This window comes from Kocuria sp. WN036 (assembly GCF_002287015.1).
Lineage (GTDB): Bacteria > Actinomycetota > Actinomycetes > Actinomycetales > Micrococcaceae > Kocuria > Kocuria rosea.
The window spans coordinates 21,485-46,730 of the sequence record NZ_NSKF01000005.1; the positions used below are offsets into that span (position 1 = coordinate 21,485).

18 protein-coding genes and 1 tRNA gene are annotated in these 25,246 nt (G+C 74.6%); 10 read left to right on the forward strand and 9 right to left on the reverse strand.

What is annotated here, in order from left to right; translation table 11 throughout:
• The 3 genes from glmU to CK505_RS04905 form a co-directional block, all read right to left on the reverse strand.
• Window positions 1-1,587 (reverse strand): bifunctional UDP-N-acetylglucosamine diphosphorylase/glucosamine-1-phosphate N-acetyltransferase GlmU, encoded by a 1,587-nt coding sequence (gene glmU, locus CK505_RS04895; RefSeq protein WP_095650420.1) that lies wholly within the window; start codon window positions 1,585-1,587, stop codon window positions 1-3.
• Between the two features lie 142 nt (window positions 1,588-1,729).
• Window positions 1,730-1,802: transfer RNA gene (locus tag CK505_RS04900), tRNA-Gln, on the reverse strand.
• A gap of 62 nt (window positions 1,803-1,864) precedes the next feature.
• Complete coding sequence (locus tag CK505_RS04905) at window positions 1,865-2,632, reverse strand: hypothetical protein (RefSeq protein WP_141246779.1); 768 nt, start codon at window positions 2,630-2,632, stop codon at window positions 1,865-1,867.
• A gap of 319 nt (window positions 2,633-2,951) precedes the next feature.
• Here CK505_RS04905 and CK505_RS04910 point away from each other — a divergent pair, with 319 nt between their 5' ends.
• A complete protein-coding gene (locus CK505_RS04910) occupies window positions 2,952-4,796 on the forward strand; it encodes an ABC-F family ATP-binding cassette domain-containing protein (RefSeq protein WP_095650422.1) in 1,845 nt (614 codons plus the stop codon).
• 4 nt (window positions 4,797-4,800) lie between these two features.
• A complete protein-coding gene (locus CK505_RS04915; protein WP_095650423.1) occupies window positions 4,801-6,039 on the forward strand; it encodes a phosphotransferase in 1,239 nt (412 codons plus the stop codon).
• Window positions 6,040-6,132: 93 nt separating this feature from the next.
• On the opposite strand, the gene CK505_RS04920 is transcribed toward CK505_RS04915, so the two are convergent.
• Window positions 6,133-6,906: a matrixin family metalloprotease gene (locus CK505_RS04920; RefSeq protein ID WP_095650424.1), complete on the reverse strand. Its 774-nt coding sequence runs from the start codon at window positions 6,904-6,906 to the stop codon at window positions 6,133-6,135.
• Window positions 6,907-7,042: 136 nt separating this feature from the next.
• Window positions 7,043-8,317 (reverse strand): ScyD/ScyE family protein, encoded by a 1,275-nt coding sequence (locus CK505_RS04925; protein WP_095650425.1) that lies wholly within the window; start codon window positions 8,315-8,317, stop codon window positions 7,043-7,045.
• A 192-nt stretch (window positions 8,318-8,509) separates the two neighbouring features.
• Between CK505_RS04925 and CK505_RS04930 the strand changes: the two genes are divergently transcribed.
• On the forward strand, window positions 8,510-10,156 hold the full coding sequence (locus tag CK505_RS04930) for a polymer-forming cytoskeletal protein (RefSeq protein WP_095650426.1): 1,647 nt from the start codon (window positions 8,510-8,512) through the stop codon (window positions 10,154-10,156).
• A gap of 3 nt (window positions 10,157-10,159) precedes the next feature.
• On the opposite strand, the gene CK505_RS04935 is transcribed toward CK505_RS04930, so the two are convergent.
• Window positions 10,160-10,606, reverse strand: coding sequence for an adenylyltransferase/cytidyltransferase family protein (locus tag CK505_RS04935; RefSeq protein WP_095650427.1), 447 nt, complete (start codon window positions 10,604-10,606; stop codon window positions 10,160-10,162).
• A gap of 167 nt (window positions 10,607-10,773) precedes the next feature.
• Window positions 10,774-11,892: an acyltransferase gene (locus CK505_RS04940; RefSeq protein WP_176475290.1), complete on the reverse strand. Its 1,119-nt coding sequence runs from the start codon at window positions 11,890-11,892 to the stop codon at window positions 10,774-10,776.
• 397 nt (window positions 11,893-12,289) lie between these two features.
• Between CK505_RS04940 and CK505_RS04945 the strand changes: the two genes are divergently transcribed.
• The 7 genes from CK505_RS04945 to CK505_RS04975 all read left to right on the forward strand — a co-directional run bounded on the left by CK505_RS04945 (window position 12,290) and on the right by CK505_RS04975 (window position 23,267).
• Window positions 12,290-13,003 (forward strand): hypothetical protein, encoded by a 714-nt coding sequence (locus CK505_RS04945; RefSeq protein WP_136341166.1) that lies wholly within the window; start codon window positions 12,290-12,292, stop codon window positions 13,001-13,003.
• 33 nt (window positions 13,004-13,036) lie between these two features.
• Window positions 13,037-17,146 carry a fibrinogen-like YCDxxxxGGGW domain-containing protein gene (locus CK505_RS18395; RefSeq protein WP_095650429.1) on the forward strand — a complete coding sequence of 1,370 codons (4,110 nt, stop codon included), beginning with the start codon at window positions 13,037-13,039 and terminating at the stop codon, window positions 17,144-17,146.
• The gene (locus CK505_RS04955) at window positions 17,146-17,964 is read left to right on the forward strand and encodes a CDP-alcohol phosphatidyltransferase family protein (RefSeq protein WP_095650430.1); all 819 of its coding nucleotides are present in this window, start codon (window positions 17,146-17,148) and stop codon (window positions 17,962-17,964) included. Before CK505_RS18395 ends, CK505_RS04955 begins: the two co-directional genes overlap by 1 nt.
• Window positions 17,954-18,931 carry a glycosyltransferase family 2 protein gene (locus tag CK505_RS04960; protein ID WP_095650431.1) on the forward strand — a complete coding sequence of 326 codons (978 nt, stop codon included), beginning with the start codon at window positions 17,954-17,956 and terminating at the stop codon, window positions 18,929-18,931. Before CK505_RS04955 ends, CK505_RS04960 begins: the two co-directional genes overlap by 11 nt.
• 7 nt (window positions 18,932-18,938) lie before the next feature.
• On the forward strand, window positions 18,939-20,213 hold the full coding sequence (locus CK505_RS04965) for an O-antigen ligase family protein (RefSeq protein WP_017832379.1): 1,275 nt from the start codon (window positions 18,939-18,941) through the stop codon (window positions 20,211-20,213).
• Window positions 20,210-21,736, forward strand: a complete 1,527-nt coding sequence (locus tag CK505_RS04970; RefSeq protein ID WP_095650432.1) for a lipopolysaccharide biosynthesis protein — start codon at window positions 20,210-20,212, stop codon at window positions 21,734-21,736. The genes CK505_RS04965 and CK505_RS04970 overlap by 4 nt, the downstream gene beginning before the upstream one ends.
• 169 nt (window positions 21,737-21,905) lie before the next feature.
• Window positions 21,906-23,267 carry a hypothetical protein gene (locus CK505_RS04975; protein ID WP_035926665.1) on the forward strand — a complete coding sequence of 454 codons (1,362 nt, stop codon included), beginning with the start codon at window positions 21,906-21,908 and terminating at the stop codon, window positions 23,265-23,267.
• A 70-nt stretch (window positions 23,268-23,337) separates the two neighbouring features.
• Here the strand turns inward: CK505_RS04975 and CK505_RS04980 are convergent, their stop codons facing one another.
• A complete protein-coding gene (locus CK505_RS04980; protein ID WP_095650433.1) occupies window positions 23,338-24,285 on the reverse strand; it encodes a 4-(cytidine 5'-diphospho)-2-C-methyl-D-erythritol kinase in 948 nt (315 codons plus the stop codon).
• On the reverse strand, window positions 24,282-25,184 hold the full coding sequence (gene rsmA, locus CK505_RS04985) for a 16S rRNA (adenine(1518)-N(6)/adenine(1519)-N(6))-dimethyltransferase RsmA (RefSeq protein ID WP_095650434.1): 903 nt from the start codon (window positions 25,182-25,184) through the stop codon (window positions 24,282-24,284). Before rsmA ends, CK505_RS04980 begins: the two co-directional genes overlap by 4 nt.
• Window positions 25,185-25,246: the final 62 nt, after the last annotated feature.

Below are 25,246 nucleotides of genomic sequence, written 5' to 3' on the forward strand. Positions count from 1 at the left end.
CTACTCGCTTTCCTCGGTGGTGTCCCCGGCCGCGCCGTGCGCCGTGGTGCCGGCGCCGGTCCCTGCCGTGGAGTGCTCGGTGGTCCCGGACGGAACGGTCCCGGCCGCGGTCGCGGCGCCGTTGCCCAGGGCCCGGGACGCGGCCTCGGCCGCGGCGGTGCCGGGACGGTGCTCCACGACCCAGTTCTCGACGACCCGCTGCGCGCCCTCGGTGAGGGCCAGGGCCCCCGGCGGCACGTCCTTGCGGATCGTGGTGCCCGCCCCGGAGTATGCGCCGTCCCCGACCTGCACGGGCGCCACGTACATGTTGTCGGAGCCCATCCGGACGTGGTCGCCGATCACGGTGCGGTGCTTGCGCACGCCGTCGTAGTTGACGAACACGGAGGCCGCCCCGATGTTGGAGTGCTCGCCGATGGTGGCGTCCCCCACGTAGGACAGGTGCGGGACCTTCGAGCCGGTGCCGATCCGGGAGTTCTTGGTCTCCACGAACGTGCCGATCTTGCCCTCGTCCGCGAGCACCGTGCCGGGGCGCAGGTAGGCGAAGGGGCCCACGCTGGCCCGGGGGCCGATCACGGAGCCGGAGCCGTGTGTGCGCACCACGTGGGCGCCCGGGCCGACCTCCACGTCCGTGAGGGTGGTGTCCGGGCCGACGACGGCGTCCTCGCCCACCCGCGTGCCCCCGTGCAGCTGGGTGCCCGGCAGGATCGTGGCGTCCGCGGCGATCCGCACCTGCACGTCGATCCAGGTGCTGGCGGGGTCCACGACCGTCACGCCGTTGCGCATGTGCGCCTCGAGGATCCGGCGGTTGAGGTGGGCGCCGAGCTGGGCGAGCTGCACGCGGTCGTTGGCGCCCTCGACCTCCCAGCGGTCCTCGATCTTCAGCGCGTCCACCGCGTGGCCGGCCTCGCGGGCCAGAAGCGGGACGTCGGTCAGGTACATCTCGCCCTGCGCGTTGTCCGAGGTGACCTTCGCGAGGCTGTCGCGCAGCACGTCGGCGTCGAAGGCGAAGATGCCGGAGTTGATCTCGGCGACCGCGAGCTCGGCCTCGGTGGCGTCCTTGGCCTCCTTGATCTCGCGGAACGAGCCGTCGGCGTCCCGCAGGATCCGGCCGTAGCCGCCGGGCTGCTCGTGGTCCGCGGTCAGCACGGTGACCGCGTTGCCGCGCTCCTCGTGGTGGGCGACCAGCCGCTGCAGGACCTCCGGGGTCAGCAGCGGGACGTCGCCGTAGGTGACCACCACGGTGCCGGCCAGCCGCTCCTGGGCGTCCAGCGCCTCCACCGCCACCTGGACGGCGCGGCCCGTGCCGGGCACCTCGTCCTGGTCCACGACGATCGCCTCGGGGTCCTGCTCGAGGACGTGCGGGGCCACCAGGTCCCGCTCGAAGCGCACCACGGCCGCCAGCCGGCGCGGGTGCAGGCTCCGGGCGGCCACCAGGCAGTGCCCGACCATGGAACGACCCCCGATCCGGTGCAGGATCTTGGGGGTCTTGGACTTCATGCGCGTGCCCTTGCCGGCGGCCAGGACGATGACGGCGGCGGGCCCGGCGGCCGCCCCCGGACGATGTGCAGGGGTCTGGGGGGTGCTCACGGCGGGATGCAGCTCCTCGGTCGTCGATCTGAGAGAGGAGCCGGTGGGCTCACCGGCTCCGGCTCTGTTCCGTCTCACTAGCTTGTGGGCTCTTCGGCTCTGGGGATCTCGAGCTTCCGGGCTCTCGGGCGGGATGCGGACGTTCCGCCTCTAGGACTCGAACCTAGACTCCACGGCTCCAAAGGCCGGGGTGCTGCCGATTACACCAAGGCGGAGCACCGCCGTGGAACGGCAGTGGTGCACGCAGTGCACAGGCAGTCACCCTACCACTCGGGGGTCAGGCCCCCGCCGCTCCCGGGCGCCCCAGGATCACGATGATCCGGGCCGTGGCGGCGGCCTCCCGCAGCTCCGGGACGGCGGCGAACAGGTCCTCCACGGTGTCCTCGTCCACCCCGCAGACGATCAGCGGCGCACGGTCCAGGAGGGGCCGCATCCGCTCGAACGCGGCGGCCGGGCCCTCCCCCGCCGCGGAGGACGCGGCCACGTTCCAGGCCACGGACGCCACGTAGTGCGGGTCCACGTCCAGGGTCCCCGCCTCCCGGGCGCGCTCCAGGTACTCGACCAGCTCCACCTCGTCCGCGGTGGCGCCCTCCGTCTCGAGCAGCAGGTGCACCTGGTGGGCCGAGGCCGCCTCGTCGAGAGCGGCCAGCATCGAGAAGATCCGCTCCTCGCTGCGGCCCCGTCCGCCCATCCCGGCCCGGGGCACCACGAGGTACTCCGCGCCCACGCCGGCGGCCAGCGAGAGGTGGTCGTCCAGGACCGCGATGACGCCCTCGTCCGGGATGTCCTCGTCGATCGAGATGTCCGCCCGGAGCATCAGCGGGTCGGCGCCCGCTCCGCGCAGCGCCTCCCCGACCTGCCGCTGCGGCACCGAGCCGAGGTGGCGCCCGACCAGCTGACCGGGTCCCGCCGGGATCTCCACGGGTCCGGGGTGCTCCGTCACGGCACGGACGGCGTTCTCCAGGTCCGTGATCCCGTCCAGCCTGGTGCCCAGCGGACGGGTGCTCGGGGACGCGGAGGATCGCTCCGTCGGATTCTGCTCCATGCTCTCCATGCTCTCACCCGAGCTTGAGCCGCCGCTGAGAAATTCCTGTCCGCTCATGTGCCTCCCCCCGCCCCCATTTCCGCCCCCCCATTCCGCCGAGCCCCCCATGTCCTCGCAACTCCCCCCGATCCTGTTGGGGGGATTGCGACGAGATGGGGGACTCGACGCGGCAGAGCCCCAATCATTGGGGGCTCGACGCGGCAAGGGTCCAGTCACTGGGGAGTCGGCGCGCCGAGGGGGCCCATCATGGGGGCTCGGTGCGCCCAGGGGCCCAGAGAGGGGGGACTCGGCGGGGCGGGGGCGCGAGTACCCTTGACGGGTGGCACATCTACTCGGCGGCGAGAACCTGCACCTGGAATTCCCCACCAAGACGGTCTTCGACGCCGTCAGTCTCGGCATCGACGAGGGCGACCGGATCGGCATCGTGGGCCGCAACGGCGACGGCAAGTCCACGCTCATGAAGCTGCTCGCCGGACGGCTGAAGCCGGACGGGGGCCGCGTGACCGTGCGCTCGGGCGTGCGCGTGGGCATGCTCGACCAGGCCGACGTGCTGGACCCGGAGCTGACCGTGGGGCACGCCGTCGTCGGGGACCGCGAGGAGCACGAGTGGGCCGGGGACGCGAAGGTGCGGGACGTGGTCTCGGGGCTGGTCAAGGACCTGGACTGGGACGCGAAGCTGGGCGAGCTCTCCGGCGGCCAGAAGCGCCGCGTGGCGCTCGCCGCGCTGCTGGCAGGCGACTGGGACGTCATCTTCCTGGACGAGCCCACCAACCACCTGGACGTGGACGGCATCACCTGGCTGGCCCGCCACCTGAACAACCGCTGGCCGAAGAACCAGGGCGGCCTGGCCGTGGTCACCCACGACCGGTGGTTCCTGGACGCCGTGTGCACCGACACCTGGGAGGTGCACGACCGGATGGTGGAGCCCTTCGAGGGCGGCTACGCGGCGTACGTCCTGCAGCGCGTGGAGCGGGACCGGCAGGCCTCCACCATCGAGTCGAAGCGGCAGAACCTCATGAAGAAGGAGCTGGCGTGGCTGCGCCGCGGCGCGCCCGCCCGCACGGCCAAGCCCAAGTTCCGGATCGAGGCCGCGAACCAGCTGATCAACGACGTCCCGCCGCCGCGCGACACCGTGGCCCTGTCCCAGCTGGCGGTCTCCCGGCTGGGCAAGGACGTGGTGGACCTCGAGAAGGTCTCCGTCTCCTACCCCACCGAGGACGACGGGCCCCGGGAGGTGCTCCGGGACGTCACGTGGCTGATCGCCCCCGGTGAGCGCACCGGCATCCTGGGCGTCAACGGGGCGGGCAAGTCCACGCTGCTGGGCCTGGTCACCGGTGAGGTGCAGCCCACGAGCGGGCGGGTCAAGCGCGGGAAGACCGTGAAGATCGCGACCCTCACCCAGCAGCTGTCCGAGCTGGAGGACGTGGCCGAGGACCGGGTCTCGGACGTGGTCGCCTCGAAGCGCACCACCTACCTGGCCGACGGCAAGGAGATGACGCCGGGCCAGCTGCTGGAGCGGCTCGGATTCACCAACGAGCAGCTGGCCACCCCGGTCAAGGACCTCTCCGGCGGGCAGAAGCGGCGGCTGCAGCTGCTGATGATCCTGCTCGACGAGCCGAACGTGCTGATCCTCGACGAGCCGTCCAACGACCTCGACACCGACATGCTCACCGCGATGGAGGACCTGCTCGACACCTGGCCGGGCACCCTCCTGGTGGTCTCGCACGACCGCTACCTCCTGGAGCGGGTCACCGACCAGCAGTACGCCGTGATCGACGGCCGCTTCCGGCACCTGCCCCGCGGCGTGGAGCAGTACCTGGAGCTCGCCTCCCAGTCCCGCACCGGCACGGCCGCCGGCTCCGCGAACGCCTCGAACCCGCTGGCGGCCACGGGGGCGGCGTCCTCGAACGGGACGACGACGGCGCAGGGCGGGCCCAAGCTCTCCGGTGCGCAGGCCCGCACGGCGCAGAAGGAGGTGGGCGCGATCGAGCGGAAACTGGAGAAGCTGTCCGCCCGGGTCGACGCCCTGCACGCGGAGATGGCGGCGCACGACCAGTCCGACTACACCGGCCTGGGCGAGATCACCACCCGGCTGACCGCGGTCCAGGACGAGATCGAGGAGCTCGAGCTGCGCTGGCTCGAGCTGTCCGAGGACCTGGTCTAGCCCCGTGGCGGGCCCGGAGCAGGAGGCCGTGGCCCTGCTCTCGGGCACCGGGATCGGCCCGGTCCTGGCGGCCGCGCTGAGCCCGGCCGGGCTGTCCGTGCAGCGCTGGACCCGGCGGCGCGTCCACCACCGGCCGGGCGCCGGGGTCACCGCGGTCTTCGACGTCGTGGCCCTGGCCGGGGCACGGCGGGGCGCCGAGGTGGTGTGCGTGAGCACCGCCTCCCCGCCCGCCGGCACGTCCCCGCCCGCCGGCACGTCCCCGGCGGTGGTGCGGACCCGGCACGAGGGCGTGGACCTCGTGGCGTGGCGGCACCCGCAGGACCCGTGGCTGCCCGGGCTCGCCTGGGCGTCCTCGCCCGGGGCGGTGGGCCGGGAGGTCTTCGGCTCCGCCGAGCCCGCGGAGCTCACCGAGGTCTCCTACCGGCCCACCCGGCGGGCGGTGCTGCGGGCGGCCCACGGGTCCCGGGTGCGCTACCTCAAGGTGCTGCGGCGGGACCGGGCCGCGGCGCTGCACGCCCGGCACCGGATGCTGCTCGAGGCCGGGCTGCCCGTGCCGGCGCCCGTGGAGGACCCGGTCCGGGACGTGGTGGTGCTCCGGCAGCTGCCCGGCACCCCGCTGGCCGCGTCCGTGCGCCAGGACGGCGCCGCCGCGCTGCACCCCGAGCACGTGCTGGCGCTGCTCGAGGCCCTGCCCGCCGCCGCGCTGGAGCTCCCCGCCCGCGCCTCCTGGACGGACCGGGTCCTGGACTACGGGCACGCGGCCGCGGTGGCCCTGCCGGAGGAGCGCGGACGGATCGAACGGCTCGCCGCGGCGAGCGACGAGGCCCGTCGGGCCACGGACCCCGGCCCGGTGGTGCCCGTGCACGGGGACCTCTACGAGGCGAACCTGCTCGTCGGCCCGGCCGTCCGCGGGACGTTCGGCCCGGTGACCGGGGTGCTCGACGTCGACGCCGTGGGCCCCGGCCACCGGGTGGACGACCTCGCCTGCCTGGTGGCCCACCTGGCGGTCCTGCCCACGGTCCACGACAGCTACGGGCACGCGCCGGCCGCCGCGCGGCGCCTGCTCGCCGGCTTCGACGCGGCCGTGGACCCGGCCGCGCTGCGGGTGCGCTGCGCCGGGGTGGCCCTGTCCCTGGTGGCCGGCGCCCGCCGCTCGGGCGGGCCGCCGGACCGGGCCCGGCGCCGGCTGGAGATCGCGGAGGAGTTCCTCGGCGAGCAGCGGTTCCGCGGCGCGGACGGCTGACACGGGACGGATGACTGACACGGTGCCAGGAAGCACCGGCGCCCGGCCGTTCCGGGCCCCGCGGACCGGGCTCGCGGCGGGCGCCGGTCCCGGTCAGTACCGGGGGGAGCGGGCGTCCGTCCGGGCCGTGACCGGCAGTGCCCCGGCGGCCTCCGCGACCGGTGACCCGGAGGCACTGTAGGGCCGCACGAACCGGACCGGGGTCCCGTTGATGTCGGTGAGGTGGCCGGCCCAGGCCAACCGGTAGAGCTCCCGCAGGTCGCCGAGGTCCTCGTCCGTGAGCTTGCTCCTCGGCCCGTAGTTCATGATCGAGAACGGGCTGTGCGTCCCGAAGACCTCCGAGGGCCACGGCTTCTCGAGGTTCGCCGCGAAGAAGTGCCGCAGCCCGAAGACGTGGCCGAACTCGTGGATCATCGTCTCGATCTGCTCCTCGTGTGACTGCTCGAACATCGTGGGGTAGACGGTCAGCTCGTGCCGCCCCCCGTCCGGGAAGAACGCGCTGGCCAGGACGCAGCCCTCCGGGGTGCAGTCCGCGGCGTTGCGCAGCACCACCTCGAAGTCCCACAGGTCGGGGTCGTGGGTGAACCGGACCGGTGCGGCCGAGCTCCACCGCACCAGGGCCTCGCTCATGAGCCCGCCGACGATCGACCGGCTCTCCTGCGGGTCGGGGGCGAGCGCGAAGCTGCGCTCCTGGAAGCGCCACTTCAGCATCGACCCCGGCTGCCACAGGGGGATGAACCCCTCGGTGGCGTCGACCACGATCCTGCTCGGGGGCCGCCCTCCCGGCGTGGCGTGCCCCCTCCCCTCGGTGGCGCAGACGAACCCCTCCGCGATGAGGTGGACCAGATCTTCGGTCGTCGGTGCCATGGCTCTTCCTCGCCTCGAACGTCGTTCCCGGGTGGTCCTGCGTGCCTCCGGCCCCCGGAGGCCGGTCGGTGCGGTCCGGCGGCGGTGACGGGCCGGCGCCGCGCCACCGCCGTCGTCGTTCCTCCGGCGCCGGGGCCTACTCCCTGGTGTCCTCCAGGCGGTAGGCGTCCGAGAAGTCCAGCTCCCAGACCGCTCCGCCGCCGACGGCGCCGAACGGGTTCTGCGGGCCCTCCACGATCCCCTCGGCCGGAGCCACACTGTTGACCGAGGCGTAGACCTGCCCGTGCCGCCCGGTCGCCAGACCGGCCGGCAGGGGCACGTCGATCGCGTACCGCGCCGCGTCCTCGTGGTGCCGGTGCACGACCACCACCTGGCCGGGGACCTGCCCCGGGCTCGGCGGCGCCTCCGCCGCCGGGGTCTCCCCCGGAGGCATGGGCGGCGTGGGCCCGAACAGCTGCGAGACGTACAGGTGGCCGCGGTCCACGGCCACGCCGGTCACCGCGGTGAAGCCGTCCCAGCGGCGGAGCTCGGTGCCGTCCGCGGAGAACTGCACGACCGCGCCCTCCCCCGGGCGGACCGATCCCAGCCCGCCCACGTAGACGTTGCCGTGCTCGTCGGCGGTGAGGGACGTGGGCACGAACTCGGCCGGGCCCTCCGGGTCGTCCGTGCCGTCGGGCAGGGCGGTGGTCGGCCAGGTGGCCCACGCGGTGATCTCGTACTCCGGCGGCGCGTCCTCCGTGGCGGTGGAGAAGTCCGGCTCCACCTTCCACACGGTGTTCGCGCCGGCGTCGGCCACGAGCGCGTAGCCGTCCGGCGAGACCTCGTCGTCCTCGTCCACGTACAGGACCGCGTACGGGTTGGAGTCGATCTGCGCGCCGTCCGGGTTGAGCTCCTCCTCGGCCGCCTGCAGATCGGCGTACGCGAGCAGGTATTCTTCCCCGTTCTCCTCGGTGCCCGCGACGAGCATCGACGCGCCACGCGCCTCGAACACCGACAGGTCGAGCCGCTCGGGGTCGTAGCCCGCGACGATGTACTGGCCGTCCACGTCCGTGGCGTCCGCGCCGCCGGGCCCCTCCGCGAAGGACGCGTCCGGCGCCGCCACGGACAGCAGACCCTCCACCACGGTCGACACCGCGGGCTCGTCCCGGTGGGGGTTCTCGATCAGGGTGACGGCGCCGGTCAGCCCCGCGCACCGCTCGCCGACGCAGTCCGGACCGCCGCGGCCGGCCTCCACCACCACCACCAGGTTCCCGTCCTGGTCACTGTTGAGCTGCCGGGGATTGTCCAGGCCCTCCGCGACCACGCGCGGCCCGTCCGGCCGGTCGTCCCCGTGCGCGAACGCCGCCGGCACCGGCCCCGCCAGCACCACCACCGCCGTGACCACGCCTGCTCCGAGTCCCTGTCCTGTCATGACCCACCCCCGGTCGGAATCCTTCCGCGCGCCCGCCACGCGACAGCCCCAGGCTAGGACCGCGATCCCGCTCCCACGGGGAACGGTCCGCAACCGTGACCACCTCTTCACCTACGCGCGGGTACATGGCGGACCGCCGTCACACTGGGCCGCGCCTTGACTCCGTCCCGGCCCGGGCGTGGACTCGGGACCATGGAGACCCTGCCGGTGCCCCGCACCTCGCCCGTCCCGTTCCTCCGCCGCCTGCCGATCCTGCTGACCCTCCTGACCCTGCTGGCCACCGCGCTCGCGGGCCTCCTGCTCACCGCCCCCGCCGCCGGGGCCGCTGAGATCCGCGGCGAGGAGAACGTGGTGGTGGCGGCCGACGAGGTCGTGGACGACGACCTCTACGTGACCGGCGGGGACGTGGTGGTCGACGGCACCGTGCGCGGCGACCTGCTGGTGGCCGCCGGGACGGTGACGATCCACGGCACGGTGGAGGGGGACCTGATGGCCGCGGCCCAGACCGTGGTGATCGAGGGCACCGTGGGCGACGACGCCCGCGTGGCCGGCCAGGTGCTCCTCCTCGGCGAGCAGGCCCGGGTGGCCGACGACCTGGTCACGGCCGGCTACAGCCTGGAGGCCCGCCCCGGCGCCGAGATCGGCGGGGACGTCCTGCTCGGCGCGTACCAGGCCCTGCTGGCCGGCACGGTCGAGGGCAAGGTGACCGCCGGGGCCGCCGCGCTCGCCCTGGCCGGGGCGATCGGCGGGGACGTGCAGGCGGACGTGGGCTCCGCAGACGAGGTGGGGGCCGCCTGGGCGCCCACCACCGGGGTGGCCGTGCCGCGGGTGGAGCCCGGGCTGACCCTGACCGACGAGGCCCGCCTGGACGGGAGCCTGTCCTACCGGTCCGGGACGGAGGCCGCGATCGCCCCGGGCGCCGAGATCGCCGGGGAGGTCGTCTACGAGCAGGTCGTGGTCGAGGAGGAGCCGGCCGGGCCCGCCGGGCCGCTCGCGCTGCTGCTCGCCGGGCTGCGCCTGTTCGTCACCCTGTTCCTGGTCGGGCTGCTCGCCCTGTGGCTGCTGCCCCGGGCCGTGACCGGGGCGGCGCGCACGCTCCGGGCCCGGCCCTGGCTCAGCCTCGGCTGGGGCGCGCTGACGATCGCGGGGACGGCCGTGGCCGTGCTCGCCGTGCTCGTCGTGTCGATCCTGCTGGCCGTCGCCCTGGGCTGGATGACCCTCGCCGGGCTGGCCGCCGCGGTCGTGACCACGGCCGTGGTGCTGGACCTCGTGCTGGTCCTGGGCCTGGTGCTCGCCGTGGCCCTGCTGGCCCCGGTCGTGGTCGGGTTCACCGCGGGCGGGCTCCTGCTCCGGGACCGGGCACCGGTGAGCTTCGGCAAGCGCGTGCTCGCCCTGGCCCTCGGCCTGCTGGTCTACGTGCTGCTGCGGGCCGTGCCCTTCCTGGGTCCCGTCGTCGGCCTGCTCGTGGCGCTGCTCGGCCTCGGCGCCCTCGGGGTGTGGGCCTGGGACGCCGCCCGCCGCTCCCGCGCGCGCCGGCGCGCGGACCAGGGCCGGGACCACGGACTCGACCGCGGCCGGAGCGGCGACGCCGGGTCGTGGCCCGGCGGCCCCCAGCATGCCGATCCCCGGCACGACGGTCCGCAGTCCCCCGGTGCGTGGCGGGACGGCTCCCAGCGGGACGGCTCCCTGTCCGCCGGTTCGTGGCAGGACGGCCCCGGCCGCACCGGTTCCGGGCAGGCCGGTCCCGGGCACGCGCCGCCGGGACCGCCGGAGCAGCATCGGCCGCCGTGGGCGGGCGAGGGCTCCGGGCGGCAGCACCCCCCGGAGCCGCCGCGCTGAGCCTCAGCCCACCGGGAGCGAGAGCACCTCGAGGGCGGCCCGCAGCTTCGTGGAGGACGTGTGGACCGTGTACGGGAAGTACACGACCTCCACGCCCACCGCCGCGAACTCCCGCTCGAGCCGCTCCCCCTTCGGGGTGCCGCGCCAGTCGTCGCCCTTGAAGAACACGTCGAAGCGCAGCTGCCGCCAGGTGTCCAGCTTGTCCAGCAGCACCTCGGCGTGGACCTGGTCCACGTAGCGGATGTGCTCGACGATCTCCATCCGCTCGCGCAGGGAGACCACGGGCCGGTGGCCCTTGGTGATCTCGATCAGGTCGTCCGAGACGACCCCGGCGATCAGGTGGTCGCAGTGCATCTTCGCCTGGCGCAGGATGTTCAGGTGCCCCACGTGGAACAGGTCGAACGCCCCGGCCGCGTACCCCACGCGCGGTGCGTGCTTGTCGGTGCTCATGTCAGTCATTCCCCCCTCGGGATCCTGCCGGGGCCTCCTCAGCCCCGGCCCGGTGGACCGCCCGGACTGCGCCGGAGGTCCCTCTCGGTCTGCTCGCCGCGAGCACCTCGGGTGCGCGGCGGAAATCTGTGGGCCCGCCCGCCCGCAGCGGACGGGCAGGTGTCGGTCTAGCCGGACGTCTGCCCGGCGGGCACCGGGGCGGCGGCCGCCGCGGGGCGGCGAGCGTCACGGCGGCGGTGGTGCCAGCGGGCCACGGGCTCCTCCACGCACCACCAGCAGGCGATGCCGGCCACGGTGCCGACCAGCACGCGCAGGGCCACCCCGGCCGGCCCCGGCAGCTCCCCGAACACCGCGCTCAGCGCGTGCCCGGCGCTCAGGTGGAGCAGGTAGATGCTGTAGCTGGCCAGCCCCAGCAGCTGGATCGGCTTCCACCGCATCCCCGCCAGGACCCGGGTCCCGATCCGGCCGGTGGGCCCGTGCAGGCCCCAGAGCACCACCAGGCAGGCAGCCACCGCCTGGGCCGTGTAGCGGACGGTCTCGCGGAAGAGCTCGTCCCGGATCAGCAGCGAGGCCAGGTACAGCAGCACCGCCAGCACCAGGACCCGGTCCCGGCCCCACCACGCCGGGGCGCCGGCAGCACGCTCCCCGGACGCACGCTCCCCGGTGGCACGGGCGTACCAGACGGCGGCGAGCACCCCGATCGCGATGGCCTCGAGCCGGGTGTCCGTGCCGAAGTAGATCCGGTCCGCACTCGCCCCGCCCAGGTGCAGGGCCACCCGCGCGCCCGCCGAGGCGAGCGCGGCGGTCCCCGCCAGCACCGCCAGCGCGGTGGCCGGGCGGCGCCGGCCCACGAGCAGCAGCCAGATCAGCGCGAACGCCACGTAGAACTGCTCCTCGATGGACAGGCTCCACACCACGATCGAGCCGGGCAGGACGTCCACCTGGGAGTCGGTGTAGCGCCAGTTGAAGAAGAAGAAGACCTGCCCCAGGAAGTCCCCGAGGCTCACCGGCCGCACCAGCCACGCGTACAGGGCGGTGGGCAGCACCAGGGCCACCAGCAGCGGCGGGGCCAGCTTCAGGGCCCGCCGGCGGTAGAACCCCGCGATGTCGAAGCCCCCGGTGCGCCGGTGCTCCTTGAGCACCAGGTGCGTGATGATGAACCCGGAGATGACGAAGAAGACCGTCACCCCGCTGCCCCCCGGCACCACCTCGAGCCCCGCGTGCGCTAGCACCACGAGCATCACCGCGGCGGCCCGCATCGCGTCGAGGTGCGCGAACTGCCGCACGGGCAGCTGCGCCCTCGGACGCCGGCGCGCCCCTGCCGGAACCGGTCCTGATGTCTCCCCCGCCACAACGTCTCCCTGCGTTCGCCGGACGCCGCGCTCCCCCGAGCCGCGGCCGTCCCGTGCTGCGTCCGGACCCCCGTTTGCTCGAGGGAATTCCGGTGATCGCCTCACCCTACTGCGGAGAAACCCGCGTTTGCATCTGATAATCCGGGTCACAAAAGGGGACATCGGATTCCGTTCCCGATCGTTAACGCCAGGGTTAGACTCCATGCGATCCAATGAATCCGGGCGGGGGGTCGTCCGGAACGCCGCGGGGGTCCCTCGACCCACAACCTGCGGCGGATCACCGCGGCGCCGGCCATTCGGCGCCGGAAGTTCAGATCTGGGGGGAGCTGACATGATCCTTGACCTGTCGTGCACATCGAGCACTCGAGGTCCCACTGCCCGAACAGCCCGCACGGTGCTGGGCGGGCTCCTGCTCGCCGGCGTCCTGACCGGCTGCGGCACCGCCGGCGCCACGGACGACCCGGCGGCCGACGCCCTCGAGGCGTCCACCGTGGTGGAGCTGGAGACGCCGCAGGAGGTCCGCGCCAAGGACCTGCCCTCGGCGGCGCCCGTGGCCGCGGACGCGCCCGAGGTCGAGCAGATCGAGGCGGTGCTCGAGGCCCAGGAGGCCTTCGTCCCGTCCGACCGGCCGGCCCCGGCGGACCCCGCCAACCCGGAGTCCTCCGCCGAGCTCGGCGGCGCGAACGATCCCGCCGAGCTGGACCCGGCCGCCGTCGCGGCGGCCGAGGAGAACGCCGCCGGCGCCGCCCTCCAGGAGGTCCTCGCGTCCCTGGCCGAGTTCGAGCACCAGGGCTGGGAGCAGCGCGGGGCGCCCGTCGTCGTCGGCGATCCCGTCTCCGCCCCGCTGCCCACGGACGACGGCGAAGCCGTGCGCGTCACCGTCTGCCTGGACTCCTCCGAGGTCACCGTCGTGGACCGCGACGGCGTGGTCGTCAGCGGCAAGCAGAAGGACCGCAGGGCCCTGCACAACTACGACCTCTTCCGCCAACCGGGCCAGTCCTGGCAAGTCGTCCAGCACGGCTTCCCCGACGACCCGACCTGCTGATCCGTCCGCACGAACCTGTTGAGGAACCACACCATGGGAAACACGAACACCCCGCCCCGGGCGGACAGGAGCCGGCGCCGTGCGCGCACGGCCCGCACCAAGGCGTCCCTGGGCATCGGCACCGTGCTGGCCGTCGCAGCGACGCTGCTGACCTCCATCCCGGTGGGCGCCGCCGAGGCGCCGCCGGTGGACGGCAAGACCGCGGCCTCGGCCGCGGCGTCCTGCTGGGAGATCAAGCAGAAGGACCCGAAGTCCGCCTCCGGCGTCTACTGGCTGGTCACCCCGGCCATGACCGCGCCCGAGCAGTTCTACTGCGACCAGGTGACCGACGGCGGCGGCTGGGTCCTCGTGGGCCGCGGCCGCAACGACTGGAAGGAGTACTACCAGGGCGTGGGCACGCCCAAGGACGTCTCCTCCACGGTCTCGGGCACCGCGGCCTTCGCGCCCAAGCAGCTGCCCTCCGAGACGGTCGACGAGCTCCTGAACGGGCAGCGGCCCGACTCCCTCGAGGACGGCATCCGGATCCGCCGGGCCCGTGACGCCGGGGGCACCACCTGGCAGGAGGGGCGGATGAAGATCTCCGCCAAGCCGTACTGGAACTGGACGTTCGGCTCCCGCACCCCGGTGACCTCCTTCTCCCTGGTCTACGGCACCGGCGTGGCCTCCGGGACCACCGGCACCACGAACGACTTCGGCACGAACACCGGCACCGCCCGCGTGCGCTTCCAGGACGTCACCGAGACCAGCTGGCAGCGCGGCTTCCGCTACGGCGACGGCGTGACCGGCAGCAACACGAGCACCACCTACCTGTGGACTCCCACCGCCGGCGGGAAGGGCGCCATCCCCTTCACCCAGATGTACCTGCGGCCCAAGGTCACCCAGCAGGCGTTCACCGGCAAAGCGATCCCGGACTCCGGCACCGCCGCGGCCGCCCAGCGGGCCCTGCCCAACAGCGGCGCCGAGCCCACGAAGTGGGGCGCCGTGGAGCGCGCCGACGGGCAGGGTGAGGAGATGAACACGGAGGTGCAGGCCTTCGAGCAGATCGGGAGCACGGTCTTCGCCGGCGGCAACTTCAAGGCGATGCAGCGCAATGCGGCCGGCACCGGGCGCGTGGCCCAGTCCTACCTGGCCGCCTTCGACGTCAACACCGGCGAGCTGCGCACCGACTTCCGCCCGGTCTTCAACGGCCAGGTGAAGGCCCTCGCCGAGCTGCCGAACAACCGGCTGGCCGTGGGCGGGCGCTTCAGCACGGTCAACGGCGTGAGCGCCCCCGGCTTCGTGGTGCTCGACTCCACGACCGGCAAGGTCGACACCGCCTGGAACCTCAAGGTGGAGAACCTGCTGACCGGCGGTGTGCTGCAGGTCCGGACGCTCGACGTGCAGGGCGACCACCTGTACCTGGGCGGGGCCTTCACCCACCTCAGCGGCGGGCAGGAGACCGGGCGTGTCTACGCCCGGTCCGGCGCCCGCGTGAAGATCTCCACGCGCACCCCGGACGCCGGCTGGAACCCGGAGTTCAACGGCACCGTGACGAGCGTGGACGCCTCCGCCAAGGGCGACCGGCTCTACGCGGCCGGGTACTTCAACCAGTCCCAGGGCGCCTCGGCGTTCCGCCTGGCCGCGGTGCGCACCACCGCCGGCGCCCCGCTGGACACCTGGACCTGGGAGCCGTCCGTGCCCGTGGACTACGCCAACCCCGGCCAGACGGCCTTCCAGCTCGCCGTGCGCGAGCAGGGGAACACCGTCTGGGCCGGCGGCGCCGAGCACTCGATGTTCGGCTACGACCGCTCCACCTTCCAGCGCACCTCCTGGGGCATCACCTCCCTGGGCGGTGACATCCAGGCGATCACCTCCACCGACGACACCGTCTACGGCGCCTGCCACTGCTTCCACTGGTTCAACGCCGGCGCCACCAAGTGGATCAAGGCCGGGGGCAACACCCAGCCCGTGACCGTGGCCGACCGGATCAACGCGATCGGCGCGTGGGACGCCGCCGGCGGCAAGTACCTGCCCGGCTTCAACCCGGACATCAAGGGCTTCGGCGGCTGGGGCGTGTGGGCCACCCTCGTGGACAGCAACGGGGTCCTGTGGACCGGCGGCGACATCAACCGCAGCGTCTCCACCTCCGGCTCCGCGCAGTGGTCGGGCGGCTTCCTCCGCTTCGCCCCGCGGGACGCCAAGGCCCCGGCCGCGCCCACGGGCCTGAAGGTCGCCCGGGACGGCGACTCCGCCGCCCTCTCCTGGACGGCGGCCCCCGAGTCCGGCGTGACCTACCAGGTGCTGCGCAACGACCGGCCCATCGGCACCGCCACGGGCACCAGCCTGAAGGTCCCGCACGTGGACGCCGCCCGGTACGCGGTGCGCGCGGCGGACGCCGCGGGCAACGTCTCCGCCTCCACCCCGGTGGTGGTGGCCGGCTCGCAGCCTGCCCCGGAGCCGCAGCCCGAGCCCGCGCCCGGCACGAGCACCCTGATCGCCGAGGGCGCCACGTGGAAGTACCACCACAACCGCGACGTCTCGCCCGGGGCGAACTGGACGGCCGCCGACTACGACGACTCCTCCTGGAAGCAGGGCTCGGCCGTGCTCGGCTGGAACGACGCCTCGGTGAAGACCACGCTCGTGGCCGACGGCACCCGCCCGATCGTCACCCAGTTCCGCAAGACCGTGGACGTGGCCGACGCCTCCAAGGTGGCCAAGCTGACCCTCACCACCCGCGCCGACGACGGTGTGGTCGTCTTCGTCAACGGCAAGGAAGTGGTCCGCTCCAACGTCGCCGAGGGCTCGCTCGAGGACACGCCGTGGGCGCTGTCCGCGCGGCGGACCGCCACCGCGGTGGCCGAGCCGGTCGTGGTCGAGGTGCCCGGATCGGCGCTGAAGACCGGCAAGAACGTGATCTCCGCCCAGATGCACTCCAGCTGGACGAACACCACCGACGCCACCTTCGACCTCTCCGCGGTGGTCACCGCCGGCACGCAGCCAGCGCCCCCGGCGGAGGAGGAGCCGCCGGCCGAGGAGCCGCCCGCGGAGGAGCCCCCGGCGGAGGAGCCCCCGGCCGACGAGCCGGCCGGTCCCAACACGCTGGTCGCCGAGGGCGCCACGTGGAAGTACCACCACGACCGCGCCAACCCGCCGGCCGGCGACTGGGCCGGCACCGGCTTCGACGACGCCGCGTGGAAGCAGGGCTCGGCCGTGCTCGGCTGGGGCGACGCCTCGGTGAAGACCACGCTCGTGGCCGACGGCACCCGCCCGCTCACCACCTACTACCGCAAGGAGGTGGACGTGGCGGACGCCTCCGAGGTGGCGAAGCTGACCCTCACCACCCGCGCCGACGACGCCGTGGCGGTCTACGTCAACGGCAAGGAGGTCGCCCGGGACAACCTGCCCGACGGCGACCTCGGCCCCGGCACCTACGCGACGGCCCCGCGCCGGACGGCCACCGCGGTGGCCGACCCGGTCGTGGTCGAGGTGCCCGGATCGGCGCTGAAGACCGGCAAGAACGTGATCGCCGCCGAGGTGCACTCCAACTGGACGAACACCACCGACGCGACCTTCGAGCTCTCCGCGGTCGTCACCCCCGGCACGCAGCCGGCGCCGCCGGCGGAGGAGTCCCCGGCCGAGGAGCCGGACGCGCTGGTCGCCGAGGGCGCCACCTGGCGGTACCACCACGACCGGGCGAACCCTCCGGCCGGCGACTGGGCCGGCACGGCGTTCGACGACGCCGCGTGGAAGCAGGGCTCGGCCGTGCTCGGCTGGGGCGACGCCTCGGTGCGGACCACGCTCGTGGCCGACGGCACCCGCCCGCTGACCACGTACTACCGCCGGTCCCTGGACGTGGCCGACGTCTCCAAGTACGGGAAGCTCACGCTCACCACCCGGGCCGACGACGCCGTGGCGGTCTACGTCAACGGCAAGGAGGTCGTCCGGGACAACCTGCCGGACGGCGACCTGGGCCCCGGGACCTACGCGCTGGCGCCGCGCCGGACGGCCACCGCGATGGCCGCCCCGGTCGTGGTCGAGATCCCCGCGTCGGCGCTGCGCAACGGCAAGAACGTGATCGCCGCCGAGGTGCACTCCAACTGGACGAACACCACCGACACGACCTTCGACCTCGAGCTCGTGCCCAGCACGGAGGCGAACGCCTGATGAGCACCACCGACACCGCCGCCCCGCGGCACCGTCCGAGCTACGAGGAGGCCCTGGCCGGGCTGCGCGCGGCGCAGAAGCCCGGCCAGGGGGTCCCGGCGTACACCCGGTGGGTGAACCGCCCGCTGGCCCGCTACGCCGCCGCGCGGGCCGCCGCGGCGGGGCTGACCCCCAACGGGGTGACCGCCCTCAGCGCGGTCCTCTCCGCGGCGGGGCTGGTCGTGCTCGTGGCGGCCCCGCCCACCCCGGCCACGGGCGTCGTCGTCGCCCTGCTCCTCGCCGCCGGCTACGTCCTGGACTCCGCCGACGGGCAGGTGGCCCGGCTCACCGGCACCGGCTCGCCGGCCGGGGAGTGGCTCGACCACGTGGTCGACTCGATCCGGACCCCCGCGCTGCACCTGGCCGTGGCGGCCGCCGCCCTGCTGCACCCCCGGCCCGAGGCGTTCCCGGCAGCGGCCCTCGCGGTGCTCGCCGCGCTGTTCGTGCTCGTGGAGGTCGGCCAGTTCATGAGCCAGATCCTCGCCGAGCAGCTGCGGCGCAAGGGCGGGATCGCCGGGCCGCCCGCGGGCGGGACGCTGCGCTCCTTCCTCAACCTGCCCACCGACGCGGGGGTCACCTGCTGGATCTTCCTCCTCTGGGGGCTCCCCGCGCTCTTCCTGCCCGCCTACGCGATCCTGCTGGCCGCCCTCGCGGCGATCAGCGCGGTCTCCATGCGGCGCAAGTACCTGGGGCTGACCGCACGGCCCGCCGCCACCGACCCGGACGCCGACGCCGTCGGCGCCCTCCCGACCGACAGGAGCACCCGCCATGTCCGCTGACGTCCTCGCCCCGGCCCCGGCCACGACCGCCGCCACCGCCGCAGGCTTCCGCACCGCCCACCCGTCCGTGTCCGTCCTGATCGCCACCGCCGGGCGGCCCGAGATGCTCCGCGAGGCGGTCCGCGCGATCGTCGAGCAGGACTACGCCGGCCCGCTCCAGGTCGTCGTGGTCTTCGACCGGATCGAGGTCGACCCGCTCACGGACGTGGAGGTCCCGGCCGGCGTGGAGCTGCGCACCGTGCCCAACACCCGGTCCCCGGGCCTGGTGGGCGCCCGCAACACGGGCATCCACGCGGCCACCGGGGAGATCATCGCCTTCTGCGACGACGACGACGTGTGGGCCCCGCGCAAGCTCACCCGGCAGGTGGCGCACTGGCACCGGCACCCGGAGGCCTCCGCGATCGCCGGCGCGATCGACATCGTCTCCCACGAGCGCACCATCCGGCGCGTCCCGCAGGCCGTGGCCACCTTCCCGGAGCTGCTGGCCGACCGGATGATGGAGATCCACCCCTCGGCGCTGATCTGCCGCCGCGCCGACCTGTACGGGCCCGTGGGCCTCGTCGACGAGGACCTGCCGTCCTCCTACGGCGAGGACTACGACCTGCTGCTGCGCCTGGCCCGGCACGCCCCGGTGCACTCCGTGCCCGAGACCGTGCTGACCGTGCGCTGGGACCGGCCCTCCTTCTTCCGCCAGCAGTGGGGGGACATGGCCGACGCCCTGACCTACATGCTGCGCAAGTTCCCCGAGTTCGAGACCTCCGACCAGGGCACGGCCCTGATGGCCGGCCAGGTCGCGTTCGCCCACGCCGCCCGCGGCGACCGCCGGGAGGCGGTCCGGTGGGCGCGGGCGGCGCTGCGCCGGGACCGCGGCCAGCTGCGGGCCTGGGGCGCCCTGGCCGTGGCGACCGGCGCGGTCAGCGCCGAGCGGCTGCAGAACGCCGTGTCCTTCTTCGGCAGAGGGGTGTGAGGCGGCCGTGGCGCTCCTGAGCCCCTCGGTGGTGCGGCCGGCCCCGGTCCGCCGCACCACCGGCGTCCTGCCCGCCTGGCCGCTGCTGGTCCTGTTCTGGGGGCTGCCGCTGATCTGGGCCTCCGGCGCCCTGCAGTTCGCCCCGGCGCTGCTCGCCGTGGTCATGCTCTTCCTGCTCGTGCTCCACCGCTCGGTGACGGTCCCGTGGCCGGCCTGGCTGCTGGTGGTGTTCCTGCTGTGGATGGCGGCGAGCTCGGTGCAGATCGAGGGGTTCGGCTCCTGGATGGGCTTCGCGCTGCGCTGGGTCAACATCTGCGCCGCGCTGATCTACTTCGTCTACTACTGGAACGCCCGGGAGACCCTGGACCACCGGCGGTTCCTGCGGGCCGCCGTGGTCGCGTGGGCCACGCTCGTGGGACTGGGCCTGCTGACGTTCGTGATCCCCGAGGCGCGGCTGACCACCCCGATCGGCCTGCTGCTGCCGGAGGGCATCACCTCCAACGCGCTGGTGCAGAACTTCTTCTTCCCGCCCCTGGCGGAGGTCCAGCTCCCCTGGGGCGCGCCCGAGCCGTACAACCGGCCGGCCGCACCGTTCCCGTACACCAACGGGTGGGGCTCCGGGTTCGTGCTCCTCACGCCCCTGGTCCTCGCCTACCTCACCACCGTCCGCTTCCGCGCCCGGCACCTGCTGATCGTGGCCGGGCTGGTGGCCTCGCTCGCCCCGGCCGTGGCGACCACCAACCGGGGCATGTTCCTCGGCATCGCGGTGGCGCTGGGCTACGTCATGGTCCGGATGGTCCTGCGGGGCCGGATCGGGGTGGCCCTGGCCGGGGTCGCCGGCACGGCCGCCGTCGGCGGGTGGCTCGTGGCCAGCGGCGCCGTGGAACGGATCCTGGGCCGCCAGGAGTACAGCGACAGCACGGGCACCCGCTCCGACCTGTACCGGGACACGTTCCTGGCCACCCTGGACTCCCCGCTGCTCGGCTACGGGGCGCCGCTGTACGACGAGACCGTCGGCATCGAGATGGGCACCCAGGGCTACGTCTGGACCCTCATGTTCTGCTACGGGCTCGTGGGCCTGGGCCTGTTCGTGGCCTACCTGCACGGGACCACGCTGCTGACGCTCAAGGTCCGCACCACCACCGGGCTGCTCGTGCACTCCGCGCCCGTGGCCGCGTGCCTGTTCTTCACCTACTACGGCCTCGACGCGGTGCAGTTCATCCTGATCAGCCTGAGCCTGGCCGTGCTGCTGCGCTCCCGGCGCTACGGGGAGGGGCTGTGAGCGCGCAGCCGCTGGCGCGCTCGGGCTCGCTGACCTTCGCCTTCGTGGTCACCGGCGCGGGCCTCGCCTTCGCCGCCACGCTGGTGGTCTCCAACGCCTCGGGCGCGGCGGCGGCCGGTCAGTTCTTCCAGGTGGTGGCCGTGCTGGCGATCGCCACCACCCTGTCCACCTTCGGCGCCGACACCGGGCTGGTGCGGGCGGTCCCCGCCCTCACCGCCCGGGGCCAGGGCGCCGCGGTGCCCGGGGTGCTGCGGATCGCGGCCCGGCCGGTGCTCGTGCTCGCCGCGGGCGTGGCCGCCACCGCGGCCGTGCTCACGCTCGTGCCCGGGGCCCTGCCCGACGGCGTGGGCCCCGCCGTGCTGCTCGCCGCACCCTTCCTCGTGCTGGGCGCCGTGCTCAACCTCGCCTTCGGCGCACTGCGCGGGCTGCACCGGGTGCCGACCTTCTCCTTCCTGCAGAACGTGGTGCTGCCCTCGCTGCGGGTGCTCGGCGTCCTCGCCGTCGTCGTCGCCGGCGGCGGGCTGCTCGCCCTCACGGCGGCGTGGACGGCACCGGTCGCCGTGGTCGCCGTGCTCGCCCTCCTGCTGCTGCGCCGCTGTCTCCGGGACCTGCGCGACCGGCCCGGGGCCGCTCCCCCGCCGGAGCCGGACCAGCAGCGGCGGGCGTTCTGGTCCTTCTCCTCCGCCCGCGGCGTGACCGCGGTGGTCGAGGCGCTGCTCGAGTGGCTCGACGTGCTGCTCGTGGCCGCGTTCCTGGGCCCCGCCGCGGCGGGCGTCTACGGCGTGGTCAACCGGTGTATCCGGGTGGGCGCCATGCTCGACCACACCGCGCGCATGGTCACCGGCCCGTCCATCAGCGCCGCGCTGGCGGTCGACGACCTCGCCACCGCCCGCTCCGTGTTCACCCGCACCACCGCCGTGCTCGTGGCCGGCGCCTGGCCCTTCTACCTCACCCTGCTGCTGTTCGGGCCGGTGGTCCTGTCCTTCTTCGGCGAGGGCTTCGAGTCCGGCTACCCCGCGATGCTCGTCATCGCCACCGCCATGCTCCTGGCCGTCTCGGCCGGCGGCGTGCAGTCCCTGCTGCTGATGGCCGGGCGCAGCCGGTGGCAGCTGATGAACAAGTCCGCGGCCCTGGCCGTGGCCGTGGCCCTGAACCTGTGGCTGATCCCGCAGTGGGGCCTCGTGGGAGCCGCCACGGCGTGGGCGGCGTCGGTGCTCACCGACACGGGGCTGGCCCTGTTCCAGTCCGTGCGGCTGCTCGGCATCGCCCCGCGCTGGTCCGTGGTCGGCGCCATCGCCGCGGCCGCGGCCGTGCTCACGGGCGGGGGCGGACTGGCCGTCCGCGCCCTGCTCGGCACCACCACCACCGGCCTGCTCGTCCACCTCGCGCTGACCGGCCTGCTCGTGGCCGGCGCCGGGGCGGTCCTCGTGCTCCGCGGCCGCGCCGCCGTCCGGGGGACGGACGCCGAGGCGTGTGGTCCGAAGAGACCACGGGATCACCGGGTCCTGCTGTGGTCCCGATGAGTTTGCATCTGTAACATTTCAATCGATCGACATCGGAATCAGGACGTGGCCGGCCGGGCAGGACCCGGCAGCGCTTCCCGGGCCGGGGTCGGCGATCCGCCGGGGGGCGGACGCCGGGCGCGGCTGCTCCATCCGAGACGACCCGCGATCCACCAGGGGGGAAATCCACATGAGCGAGACTCTGAACACCATCGGCGCCGAACGGCGCCGAACCCGGGACGACACCGTCCGGGCCCGGCCGAACCGGCCGGAGCCGGCGGACCCGACGCCCGCGTGGCGCCGCGTCCTGCACCGGTGGCCCACGATCCTCAGCACCTGGCTCGTCGTGCTGGCCGCCGCCCTCGTGGCGGGCCTGCTGTGGCCGCCGACCTACCAGGCGACCGCCTCGATGACCGTCACGCCGAGCGCGGTGAACCCGCTCACCGGCGACTCCGGCTTCGAGGAGGTCGAGATGCAGACGGAGATGGCCACGATGGCCTCGCAGCGCATCACCCTGCGGGCCGCCGCCCTGCTGCAGGACGTCCCCGTCGAGGAGGCCGACCCCGCGCTGGCCGAGGACCTGCTCGAGCGGCTCTCGACCACCGCCCCGGACGACACCCAGGTGCTCCGCGTGACGGTGACCGGCGACGACCCGAACCAGGCCGCCGAGCGCGCCAACGCCCTGGCCACCGCCTACCTCGCCGACCGCGGCGAGGACGTGCAGACCACCGCCGACGACACGCTGAAGCGCATCGACGAGTCCATCGCCGGCCTCGAGCGCAGCGACGACGACTCCTCCAGCCTGCGGCAGCTGCGCGAGCAGCGCACCGCCCTCGCCCTCATCGCCCCGACGCCGGGCCGCGTGATCAGCGAGGCCACGCCGCCGCAGGAGCCCTCCTCGGCCGGCATCCCGCTCTTCGTGGCCGGCGGCGTGGTCGGCGGCCTGGTCCTCGGCGCCCTCGCCGGGGCGTTCCGGGAGCGCGCCGACCGCAGCGTGCGCCGGCCCGACCGGCTCGCCGACGGGACCGGTTCGCCCGCCGTGGTGCTGAACTCCGTGGACGACGAGGACGGCGCACTCGAGCTGCTGCGCCGGCTCTCCCAGGACGAGGACCGCGCGGTGCCGCGGCCCGGCTCCCGGATCGCCGTGCACTCGGCCCTGCCCGGACAGGCCACCGTGGTCGTCCAGGCACTGGACGCCGTCGTCTCCTCGTGGGGCGGCACCGTGGAGGTCGTGGACACCCGCACCCTCACGGACGCCGTGGGCCCGCTGGGCGACACCGACTGGCTGGGCATGGACGACACCACGCCCTCGCTGCTCGTGGCCACGGTCCCGCCCCGCGCGGGTGCCGCCGAGCTCGCCGCCCTGACCGACCGGGTGGACGGCGTGGTTCTGGCCGTGGAGCCCCGGGGCCGGCTGCGCCGTTTCCAGGAGCGCTTCGAGCGGCTCAGCGGCCGCGGCGCCGCCGTGGTCCCCGCGTTCGTGGTGCAGCGCCAGGTGCGCCCGGGCACGGACGCCGCGCCGGCCCGGGACGCCGCGCCGCAGCACCGCTGATCGTCCGCCGACGCCGCCTGAACCCGGGAGGTCAGGTCAGATCCAGGCGCCGGCGGCCGGAGGCCAGGGGTCAGGGAGCACGCACCGCGAGAGCGGGCGCTCCCTGGCCCCTGAGCACGTCCGCGAGGTCCTCGGCCGCGGCGGCGTCCGCCACCAGGTGCGCCACCGTGGGCCCGGACCCGGACACGAAGCTCGCCAGGGCGCCGGCGGCCGCGCCCGCGGCCAGCACCGGCCCCAGCTGCGGCGCGAGGGACAGGGCCGCGGCCTGCAGGTCGTTGGCCAGCAGCGGGGCCAGCTCACCGGCCGCCCCGGCGCCCAGGACCGCCTCGAGGTCGCCCGGCAGCCGCGGCGCCGGGACGTCCTGATCCGCGCGCAGCCGGTCCAGCTCCGCGTAGACGGCGGGCGTCGACAGGCCCGCCTCGGCCGCCACGAGGACCAGGTGCAGCGCCGCCCCGACCGCCACCGGGCGCAGCCGGGATCCCGTCCCGGTGCCGACCGCGGCCCCGCCCGTCAGCGCGAACGGCACGTCGGCGCCGAGACAGGCCGCGAGCTCCAGCAGCGCGTCGTCGTCGAGCTCGGGCTCCCCTGAGACGCGGGCGGCGAGCCGGTTCACGGCGACCAGGGCCGCGGCGGCGTCCGCGGAGCCCCCGCCCATGCCGCCGGCCACGGGCACGGCCTTGTCGAGCTGCAGGTGCAGCCCGCCCGCCAGGGGCGGGAAGCGGGCGAGCACGGCCTCGGCGGCCCGGACGGCCAGGTTGGACCCGTCGGTGGGCACCGCGTCCAGGGAGAACGTCCCGCGGTCGAGCTGCTGGGCCACGAGCGAGCCCGGGACCGCCGCCACGCCCACGGTGGTGCCGGTGCCCCGGGTCAGCGTGGCCGTCACGGTCTCCCCCGTGCTCACCGCGCAGTACAAGCTCGCGACGTCGTGGTAGCCGTCCGGTCGCGGCGGGCCCGCGGCGAAGAAGAGGTTGACCTTGCCGGGCGCGCCGGCGCGCTCCGTGAGCAGCACCGCGGTCATGCCCCGCGCACCCCGGCGGTCAGGCCCGCGGCGGCGCCGGCCCGCGCGATCCGGGCGAACTCGTGGACGTCCAGCTTCTCCCCGCGCTCCCCGGGGTCGATCCCGGCGGCCTCGAGGATCTCGCCGGCCGCCGCGGCGGAGCCCGCCCAGCCGGCGAGGGCGGCCCGCAGGGTCTTGCGCCGCTGGGCGAAGGCGGCGTCCACCGCGGCGAAGACCAGCTCCCGGTCCACGTCCGCCACCGGCTGCTCGCGGCGGACGAAGCGCACCAGCCCCGAGGCGATCTTCGGCGCCGGCCAGAACACGTTCTTCCCGATCGTCCCGGCCTTGGTGACCTCGGCGTACCAGGAGGCCTTGACCGACGGCACCCCGTACACCTTGGAGCCCGGCGCCGCGGCCAGCCGGTCCGCGACCTCCTCCTGCACCATGACCAGCCCGCGGCGGATCGAGGGGAAGCGGGCCAGCAGGTGCAGCAGCACCGGGACGGCCACGTTGTAGGGCAGGTTCGCCACCAGGGCGGTCGGCTCGGCGGGCAGCTCCTGCACGCGCATGGCGTCCTGCTCGAGCACGGTCAGCCGCCCGGCCAGCTCGGGGCGCAGCCGCTCCACCGTGTGCGGCAGCTGCGCCGCCAGCGGCGGGTCGATCTCCACCGCCACGACCTGCTCGGCGGCGTCCAGCAGCCCCAGGGTCAGCGAGCCGAGGCCCGGTCCCACCTCGAGCACCGTCTCGTGCTCCCCCAGCCGCGCGGCGGCGATGATCCGCCGGATCGTGTTGGGGTCGATCACGAAGTTCTGCCCCAGCGTCTTGGTCGGCCGGATCCCGAGATGCTCGGCGAGCGCCCGGATCTCCGCGGGCCCCAGCAGGGCGCGGGCGGCGGGCTCTGGCGCGGTGGATTCTGTCACCGCCCCATCGTATCGGCCCGGTGCCCTGCCACCCCTCGCCCCCTCCTGACGCCGAGTCCCCC

Coding starts and splice junctions, on each gene's coding strand:
- CK505_RS04905 (WP_141246779.1), bottom strand. CDS start 2,632: ATGGAGCAGAATCCGACGGAGCGATCCTCCGCGTCCCCGAGCACCCGT.
- CK505_RS04920 (WP_095650424.1), bottom strand. CDS start 6,906: ATGGCACCGACGACCGAAGATCTGGTCCACCTCATCGCGGAGGGGTTC.
- CK505_RS04925 (WP_095650425.1), bottom strand. CDS start 8,317: ATGACAGGACAGGGACTCGGAGCAGGCGTGGTCACGGCGGTGGTGGTG.
- CK505_RS04930 (WP_095650426.1), top strand. CDS start 8,510: ATGGAGACCCTGCCGGTGCCCCGCACCTCGCCCGTCCCGTTCCTCCGC.
- CK505_RS04935 (WP_095650427.1), bottom strand. CDS start 10,606: ATGAGCACCGACAAGCACGCACCGCGCGTGGGGTACGCGGCCGGGGCG.
- CK505_RS04945 (WP_136341166.1), top strand. CDS start 12,290: ATGATCCTTGACCTGTCGTGCACATCGAGCACTCGAGGTCCCACTGCC.
- CK505_RS18395 (WP_095650429.1), top strand. CDS start 13,037: ATGGGAAACACGAACACCCCGCCCCGGGCGGACAGGAGCCGGCGCCGT.
- CK505_RS04955 (WP_095650430.1), top strand. CDS start 17,146: ATGAGCACCACCGACACCGCCGCCCCGCGGCACCGTCCGAGCTACGAG.
- CK505_RS04960 (WP_095650431.1), top strand. CDS start 17,954: ATGTCCGCTGACGTCCTCGCCCCGGCCCCGGCCACGACCGCCGCCACC.
- CK505_RS04975 (WP_035926665.1), top strand. CDS start 21,906: ATGAGCGAGACTCTGAACACCATCGGCGCCGAACGGCGCCGAACCCGG.
- CK505_RS04980 (WP_095650433.1), bottom strand. CDS start 24,285: ATGACCGCGGTGCTGCTCACGGAGCGCGCCGGCGCGCCCGGCAAGGTC.